The following is an 8,017-nucleotide window of genomic DNA, read 5'->3' as shown; positions in this document are numbered from 1 at the left end:
CAGATTATCCGTCAATGATCCATGAATTTCCGAGAGTTTTATCTGCCTATAGAAAAAATGATTGAGAAATGCCTGACTCTATACTTTTCTCAATCTAAAATAAGGACTTATATTTCCGAGAGACCTCCAAGAGAAAGTTTGCACCGCCCCAAATTACTTCCGAACCGTGCGCGTAGATGAAGAGCTCGGCACCGTTGCCTGGGAAAATGGAGCGGATATCGACCCGGATCTTCTCTATGGAAGCCATGTTCCTGCCTGGATGGAGGAGGATATGGCCTCCAACGCTTGAGAGATGTGCAGCGGGGGTGGGGGTGAAGGCTGCAACGATCAGTTCACCTAACCCTCTCAGGAGGAAACAGGGCATGGCAATAAACCTCGCACACGAAAAGGCTTCATATACGTACGAGGACTACAAAGGCTTTCCGGATCACCTGCGCTGCGAAATCCTGGATGGAGAAATCTACGATATGACGCCAGCCCCTACTACCGTCCATCAGGCAGTAGCGTTAAGGATAGTGTTTCTCCTCGAGAGGGACATGGAAAGCAAAGGGCACCCTTGCCGGGTGTTCATGGCTCCAACGGACGTAATCCTCTCGGATAAGGACGTTGTACAGCCGGATGTCCTCATTGTCTGCGACCGGTCGAAGATCAAAGAGGCCGGGATTTTCGGCGCTCCGGATGTTCTCTTCGAAGTGATCTCGCCGAGCACGGAAACGAAAGACCGCAAGAAAAAACGAGACCAGTTCGAGCGGTTCGGTGTCAGAGAGTATTTCATAGTTCACCCGGATCGACAGTATGTGGAGAAATACACTTTGGACGCCGGGATCTATAAAAAGCCTGAGCTCTACGAAGAAGGAGAAACTTTCCGGATCGATACCATCGAGTTGGAGCTCAAGGCAAGAGATCTGTTCGCGTTGCCGGAGTAGCCATAAACGACATTTTTCACTGCGGAGAAGCCAAGAGTGCAGAGAAACGATCGAAGGCGGGGGTTTTATATCAAAAACGACAACTCAACCGTTGAGCCTTCATGAAATATCTTGGCCGCCTGTCCCGAAACGATCCGCTCTACGGTTATCTCTCCCGCGAGATCCTCCCGCAGCTCGGCGTCGGCGGAACTTCCCCCGACTTTCGGGTGTATCGCCTTGTCGGCTCCAACCACGTCTACCTTTACGAAGACCGGCACACCGGGGTGCGCCTGGTGGGAAAGTTTTTCGGAGGCACGTCGGATCGCTCGCCGGAATCCGCTTTTCACTGCATGGAGCGCGAATTCAACAACCTGCATCACCTGCGGGGCCTCGGGTTCACCGGCTATCCCCATTACATCGCCCGCCCCCTCGGCCGCAATGCCGACCTCGGCTGCGTGCTGGTGGAGGAGTACTGCCACGGCAGGCCGCTCATCGATTTCATCCTCGAGGCGATTCGGGAGGGAGCGAGAGAGCCCCTCTTTGAAAAGCTCGGCGCGCTCGCCTGTTTTCTCGCGACGCTGCACAACAGGACCGCTTCCGGTGAGCGGGTGGATTTCGCGAGGGACTGCGATTACTTCGATCGGATTGTCGGCCGGCTGGAAAACTGGAGGCATATGGACTGTCACGAAGCGCGGGAGCTCCACCGCCTCAAGGAACGCTGGCGTGAAAAGGAATGCATGTGGCAGGACAGCCGGGTGCTCGTCCATGGCGACGTGACGCCCGCCAATATTCTCTTCGGCGACGGCCCCTGGGTCATCGCCATCGACCTGGAGCGGATGAAGACGGCCGACCGGGTGCTGGACGTGGGGCGTGTGGCCGGGGAGCTCAAGCATTTCTTCATGCGGCACGCGGGCAACCCTTCGGCGGCGGAGCCCTTCATCGGCCATTTCGTCTGGGAGTATGCCGGTCATTTTCCAGACCGCCACAGCGCCTTTGCGAGCATTACCCGCCGCCTTCCCTTTCACATGGGGGTAACCCTGCTGCGCATCGCCCGCAACACCTGGATCGATGCAAAGTACCGGCGGCAGCTCCTGGACGAAGCCAGGAAAACACTGAGGTAGAGGGCCATGGCCATCAAGGGCATCCTGTTCGATCTCTATGGAACGCTGCTGGATATCGAGACCGACGAGTCTCTGGAAGAAATTTACCGTGCTGTCGCCCATTATCTGACCTACCAGGGAGTCTACCTCCACCGGTGGGAAGTGCGGGACCGCTACTACGACATCATGAAGGGGCAGAAGGAGGCGAGTGCCGAGGAATACCCGGAAATCGACGTGGAGGCCATCTGGAGCAGCCTCCTCGAGCAGGAAGGAATACGGGAGCCGGCCGCCCGCGGAAGCCTGTCCACGGTCCTCGCCCACATCCACCGTGCTGTGTCGCGCAAGCGCCTCCGGCTCTACCCCGGTGTCACGGGGGTGCTGGACCAGCTCCGCACCACCTGCCCCATGGCCCTCGTTTCCGACGCTCAGCCCTGTTATGCCCTGCCCGAAATGAAGGCCGTGACACTGGATGGCTACTTCGATCCTGTCATCCTCTCGGGGAGCTACGGCTACAGGAAGCCGGATACGCGGCTCATGCAGATGGCCCTCGACCGCCTGCGCCTCGGGCCTGCCGACGTGCTATACGTGGGCAACGACATGTATCGCGACATCCATGGGGCAGCCCGGCTGGGCATCCGGTCCATTTTCGTCGATTCCAACCAGGGGAGCAAATCTTATGAAAATGTCATCCCCGATTACGTCGTGTCACGGTTTGAGGATGTTTTAAAAGTCATTGAAGGATTGAAATGACATTGGGTGTGGGGGCGATGCTGTTGAGCCAACGTCGCCCCGTTGAAAACCGGGGTCCAGGAAGTCTTCATTTTCCTGGACTTCGGCTCTTGCCGGAATGATGAAGGTTGGTTCAGTCAACCTCCCATGGGTTTTCGCTCACAGGGGAGAATAAAATGCGCCCCCTCCTGAGGGACTTTTCAGGGAAACAGTATTCGACTCTCCCGGCCTCGGAAAATCACCAGGAAATGCCGTGAGCGTTCAAGTTCGTGTTCACCTGGGCCACGGACTCCTTGCAGGAGGGGCTTCTGCCCATCGATCCGCCGATCTCATTCGACGATCCGGTATCCGGCAGACTGGAGGGAGGGCCTCATGGTCCTCAAGACGCCATTGAGCCCCTCGACGAACCCATTGGTAATTCGGTCAATGAAGTAGTTGAGGATTTCCTCCCACCAGTTGCGAAGGGTGGTCACGAATTTGGCCAGGTATTTGTTCCCGGTTAACCTCGCTCTGAGAATCCAGGCAGATAGAAATCGAGCAGCTTTCTGCCTGTCGTGGACTTTTTCAAAGAAGTGCCGGAACTCCTCTTTGAGCAAGTACAATGTTCGAAGGTCGGGGCAGGATTCGAGTATCTTGCTCAGGTGGGCTTCCTCCAAAGGTGACAACTCGCATCGATTCCGCACAAGGATCCACCGGCTGCCTTTGACCACTGATCGCATTTCGGGTGGGAGCCGCTTCTGGTGCGCAGTACGAAGCTGGGCCAGTCGGGTGTTCAGTTGTTTCATGACATGGAATCGATCGACCACCACTTTGGCGTGGGGGAGTTTGTTTCGTACCGCTTGTGGATTGCCGCCGATGAGCAGTTTCATGGGAAAACCTCTCGGTTAGGGTATCCACTGCTTATCTATGCTAAATTGAAAGGGATGTCCCGTCAAAAGTGACATCGCCAACGACTTTTCACGTCAATTTGCGATGAGCCTTTTTTTCTTGTATTTGTATTAACATTATGATACAAAGGCTTAAAATATTCAAAACAGAGGCCATTGGATTCTGATGCCTCGTCTGACAGTCTCTCTCACTGTGGAGGAGCGTGTGAATCTCAAATATCTTCTCCAGCACTTCCTTAAGAGCTCCATGGCTATTTGACAGGGTAGCTCGGAAGAATTTTTTGTTTTTTCTCTAAAGCCAAATCCAGAGTGATCTGGAGGCGGAAAGCTGCGGGTCTTCAACGAAGACAGCCGGGCTGCCGATCGCGACCGCGTCAAGGTCGCATGAGGTGGTTCGGCTTTTTTTGTTTTGAACCGCTTTGTCCCTCAGCGACCAATCATTTGTGGGTAACACAGAACTTACTCAAGGTTCTCTTTGAACGATGGAGCCCGAGTGAGGCCAGTGGCAGTGCGTATTGGTACGTAGCCTTCCCCTGCAGGGTCTACCTGGAAGGACAATGTTGTTGACTTAACGTCACCCCGGTGAAAACCTGGGTCCAGAAAGTCTTTATTTACCTGGATTGCGGCCTTCGCCGGAATGACGAAAGCTGGTTAAGTCAACAGCATTGACCTGGAAGGGTGGGTGCTATGGCTATCGGCAGCCGCGATACCTTTCTGAAAGGAGGTGACACCCGGAAAGACCAACCAGGTCGGCTTGGCGGCACTCTTCCTCTATGGTCGTATAGTGCCGGATTTCTCATCTGTCCAACAACGGTCTCTTTCAAAGGAGGAATCACCCTACGAAGCAAAAGAATCCTGGCATTGGCTCTCGTCTCGACAGCTGTCCTGCTGCTGTTAGAATCAAGTGCCATGACTCCCAGCCTGAACAGGAGCTGTAATGGCCGAGGATGGCAGTAATCCCGTCAGAAACCATGATAAATGGAAGAAAAAAATCTATTACAGCCAGGCGAAAGTCCTTGAAAGGCTTTCTCAATCTTTGATCGAATATCATCAAGAAGTGACTTCTTATCAGGCCGAGTGGTGACAACATGAAAAGCATCTCGATCCTCCCTGAATTGATTGTTATTGCGGGCTTCCTATCCATGGGTAGGGCGTCCAAATCGGCTTTCGGCCGTTGCCCGGTTTTTGGACCCGGCGAAAGCCTCCCAAGTCAAGCTCTGGCGGCCATTTTCCCGGAAAATCCGGGAGACCAAAAACCGGGTAAAGAATCTGGGCGATTCAGATCTTTTTTGGACGCCCTAATCCATGGGTACCCTCGTAACTCCAAGAGACGATGTACTGCTCGGCCGGTATGAGACAGGCAATATGGAGTTCGAAAAACTTGAGATTGGAGACAGGATTGTCTATTGGCATCAGAGGACTATAGGTGATGCTTTGGTCGAAGGCGATTTTATTTTGTTACAGTTTGATAAGAGCACGAAAGGATTTCTTAAAAGGGAAGTCCATTGGAGAGATGATTTACCGGAGCAGATAACTGTCGCTATTTCAAAAGAGCAAGCTGAATCTATAGTAGATGGTCAGAATGCGTCGGCCACGTTATACATCATCTCGCCAGAATCGAAAGTATTCCCAATAAATCCCCCCCCGAAGCATCCGTGCTGGGTAGTGAGAAGCAGCAAAGACCGAAAGATTACTGTAACAATTGTCGATGCGGTGACGGGAGCAGTCCTCGGATATGGCCTTCCCCCGCCACCGGCCGGCCTTTCGCCTGGCAGCAAACCGTCTCAACCATCCATTCGAACCACACCACCTGGAACATAAGAAAATCCCCCGTGTTGAGTCAACAGGGGGTGCAACTGAACGTAGTATGATTTTGTGGCCACGGCATCTACTGTGAAGAGATGGCTTTGATTTTTGCCCATTCCAAAATGATTCTACTCCACACAACGTATGGGAGGTAATTATGAAACGTGGAATGAGATTTGCGAAGATCGGTATGGTGCTGCTCCTCTTAGTATTTTCTGCATGGGGTGCGGAGGCAGCTATCATAAGAACGGCTGCCATACAGTATGAGAAAATAGGCGATGTCCTCAATAATTATCTGAGTGAGAGACGGATTAATCTCAACCAACATATCACTATCGGGGACAAGGAAATCTACTGGAATCAGCGTATGGTGGGTGAGGCCATCGTTGAAGGTGCTACGACTGTTGTCCAGTTCAATCCACTTACCAAGGAGTATGTTGAAGTGCAGTCCTCGCGCCTGGAGGTAGTGGACGACGCGATCGTTTCTCCAATGTTCACCAGGGAGCAAATCACCTCCATGCCCCAAGTCATTGGGAGTTTTCTGGGTGCGCAGCTTTATATCCTGAAGCAGGACTCCCCCGTCTTCCCTGTCAAGAGTGACCCGACTCACCCGAGTTGGGTGGTCTACAGTTCTGATGGTCTCTATCCCGATGGGAGCAATAAATTGGTGATCAGCATCTTCGATGCGGTCACAGGAGGGTTCCTGGGATACGGTACTCCTCCACCTTTCACTGCGCTCTCCATCAATGGGCCCGACTGGGGGGCCACTTTCCCTTCATGCGATCCTATCTGGCACGAGTGGATGACGAGTGCAAAAAATGGGTTCAATGCCATGGGATACGACACAGAGGGCATCGACGTGGCTACTGAGGCACAGATACGGGGCCATGTCCAGAGCAGCAGTACTGCCCTTTTCTACGAACTGGACCATGGTGGATCCACGAGTTTCCACAACATCTGCCCTGATTCCGAAAATATCACTGGGACGCAGGTGGGAACCTGGATCAGCGGTTACACGAAGATGCCCTTCGCCTTCATCGGGAGCTGCGGAGGCCTGTGCGACAATGGCCCGGGAACATTCTCCTATGAATTCAGGAAGGGATCCTCAAGTAATACCGCGGCAGTTGGATACTGTCACATGGACTGGACGGGGGCAATAGGTGAGAGCTATAGCTGCACTGATTGCTGGTCAAACTCCGTCGCCTGGCAAGACAACCTCTTCAACCGCCTGAAGAATGGGGAAACCGTCAAAGATGCCTTCGACCATGCTCTGGCTGACTACCCCATGTGCGGCGACGGGTCGCAATGCATGCGGCTGGACGGAGACAATAACCTCAAACTCGTACCAACAGCAGGTGCGACTTTGATCAGAGGGAGCTTGCCAACCGCGAACGCAGGCTTGGATCAGAATGTAGAGCAGACCAACCTGGCAGGAACCTCGGTCACCCTCGATGGATCCGGATCGGTCGGACCGAACGGCGCGCCCCTGACCTATACCTGGAGCTGGACTGGTGGGGCGGCGACTGGGGTGAACCCAACTGCGTCATTCCCCCTGGGCACAACTATCGCTACATTGACTGTGGACGATGGATACGGTTCCCCCCTTGATATCGACGAGAGGTCAGACACGGTTTCCATCACCGTTCGGGATACCACCCCGCCGGTCCTTGCCGTTCCTGCCGCGGTAACAGTGGAGCAGACGAGCGCTGCCGGCACTCCCGTCACGCTGCCCCCGGCGACGGCAACGGACATCTGCGACGCTCATCCGGTCATCACCAATAATGCGCCGGCGGTCTTTCCCCTGGGCAACACCACCGTCACATTCTCCGCCACGGATGCTTCCGGGAACAGCGCCAGCGGTTCGACAACGGTGACGGTTGTTGATACCACCCCGCCGGTCCTTACCGTTCCTGCCGCGGTAACGGTGGAGCAGACGAGTGCTGCCGGCACTCCCGTCACGCTGCCCCCGGCGACGGCAACGGACATCTGCGACGCTCATCCGGTCATCACCAATAATGCGCCGGCGGTCTTCCCCCTGGGCACCACCACCGTCACGTTCACCGCCACGGATGCTTCCGGGAACAGCGCCAGCGGTTCGACAACGGTGACGGTTGTTGATACCACTCCGCCCACGATCAGCGTCAGGGTTACTCCCGATACCCTGTGGCCCCCGAACCACAAGATGGCGGATATCACCGCGATGGTCACGGTGAGTGATATCTGTGATGCTCATCCAACGGTTCGCCTTGTGAGTATCACCAGTAATGAACCCGATGATGCAAATGGTGTCGGGGACGGAGAGACCAAAAACGATATTCAGGGCGCAATTTTCAACTCGGAGGATTATCGGTTCCAACTGAGAGCGGAACGAGATGGAAACGGTGATGGTCGGGTCTACATGATCACCTACAGTGCGACGGATGCGTCCGGCAATAGCGCGAATGGCAGTGCAGCTGTTCTCGTACCACAGAACAGGTAAGACGACAGCAATGGGGGATATTCAAAGCGAGAGAAATACCTGAAAAATTTTCAGACTGGCTAAAGCTATGCTTCGGCAGGTCGCAGGCACGTCGCAAACCGGCTACCGATA

7 protein-coding genes and 1 riboswitch are annotated in these 8,017 nt (G+C 54.4%); of the genes, 6 read left to right on the top strand and 1 reads right to left on the bottom strand.

Going from position 1 to position 8,017, the window contains the following annotated elements:
- The first annotated feature begins 236 nt into the window (after nt 1-236).
- From MWC30_RS18250 to MWC30_RS18240, 3 genes are all read left to right on the top strand, one after another.
- Complete coding sequence (locus tag MWC30_RS18250) at nt 237-926, top strand: Uma2 family endonuclease (RefSeq protein ID WP_244085639.1); 690 nt, start codon at nt 237-239, stop codon at nt 924-926.
- A 101-nt stretch (nt 927-1,027) separates the two neighbouring features.
- Nucleotides 1,028-2,026 carry a phosphotransferase family protein gene (locus MWC30_RS18245; RefSeq protein WP_244085638.1) on the top strand — a complete coding sequence of 333 codons (999 nt, stop codon included), beginning with the start codon at nt 1,028-1,030 and terminating at the stop codon, nt 2,024-2,026.
- Nucleotides 2,027-2,032: 6 nt separating this feature from the next.
- Nucleotides 2,033-2,755, top strand: a complete 723-nt coding sequence (locus tag MWC30_RS18240) for an HAD family hydrolase (protein ID WP_244085637.1) — start codon at nt 2,033-2,035, stop codon at nt 2,753-2,755.
- A 308-nt stretch (nt 2,756-3,063) separates the two neighbouring features.
- Here MWC30_RS18240 and MWC30_RS18235 read toward each other — a convergent pair whose 3' ends face one another.
- Nucleotides 3,064-3,603 (bottom strand): transposase, encoded by a 540-nt coding sequence (locus tag MWC30_RS18235; RefSeq protein ID WP_244085636.1) that lies wholly within the window; start codon nt 3,601-3,603, stop codon nt 3,064-3,066.
- A 305-nt stretch (nt 3,604-3,908) separates the two neighbouring features.
- A riboswitch (cyclic di-GMP riboswitch) is annotated at nt 3,909-3,985 on the top strand.
- A gap of 573 nt (nt 3,986-4,558) precedes the next feature.
- On the opposite strand from MWC30_RS18235, the gene MWC30_RS18230 reads away from it, so the two are divergent.
- From MWC30_RS18230 to MWC30_RS18220, 3 genes are all read left to right on the top strand, one after another.
- Nucleotides 4,559-4,705 (top strand): hypothetical protein, encoded by a 147-nt coding sequence (locus MWC30_RS18230; protein ID WP_244085635.1) that lies wholly within the window; start codon nt 4,559-4,561, stop codon nt 4,703-4,705.
- A 221-nt stretch (nt 4,706-4,926) separates the two neighbouring features.
- Entirely contained in the window at nt 4,927-5,442 is a 516-nt protein-coding gene (locus MWC30_RS18225) for a PepSY domain-containing protein (RefSeq protein ID WP_244085634.1), read from the top strand.
- 142 nt (nt 5,443-5,584) lie between these two features.
- Complete coding sequence (locus MWC30_RS18220; RefSeq protein ID WP_244085633.1) at nt 5,585-7,906, top strand: HYR domain-containing protein; 2,322 nt, start codon at nt 5,585-5,587, stop codon at nt 7,904-7,906.
- Nucleotides 7,907-8,017 lie beyond the last annotated feature (111 nt).

Origin of the sequence: Desulforhabdus sp. TSK, from assembly GCF_022836495.1 — a bacterium.
GTDB lineage: Bacteria > Desulfobacterota > Syntrophobacteria > Syntrophobacterales > Syntrophobacteraceae > Desulforhabdus.
Note: the sequence above shows the minus strand (reverse complement) of the source record. Positions and strands in the feature narration are given on the sequence as shown.

Bases quoted from the DNA above. Each gene is read 5' to 3' on its own strand.
- MWC30_RS18250 (WP_244085639.1), top strand. From the start codon at position 237: ATGGAAGCCATGTTCCTGCCTGGATGGAGGAGGATATGGCCTCCAACG.
- MWC30_RS18220 (WP_244085633.1), top strand. From the start codon at position 5,585: ATGAAACGTGGAATGAGATTTGCGAAGATCGGTATGGTGCTGCTCCTC.
- MWC30_RS18245 (WP_244085638.1), top strand. From the start codon at position 1,028: ATGAAATATCTTGGCCGCCTGTCCCGAAACGATCCGCTCTACGGTTAT.
- MWC30_RS18240 (WP_244085637.1), top strand. From the start codon at position 2,033: ATGGCCATCAAGGGCATCCTGTTCGATCTCTATGGAACGCTGCTGGAT.
- MWC30_RS18225 (WP_244085634.1), top strand. From the start codon at position 4,927: ATGGGTACCCTCGTAACTCCAAGAGACGATGTACTGCTCGGCCGGTAT.
- MWC30_RS18230 (WP_244085635.1), top strand. From the start codon at position 4,559: ATGGCCGAGGATGGCAGTAATCCCGTCAGAAACCATGATAAATGGAAG.
- MWC30_RS18235 (WP_244085636.1), bottom strand. From the start codon at position 3,603: ATGAAACTGCTCATCGGCGGCAATCCACAAGCGGTACGAAACAAACTC.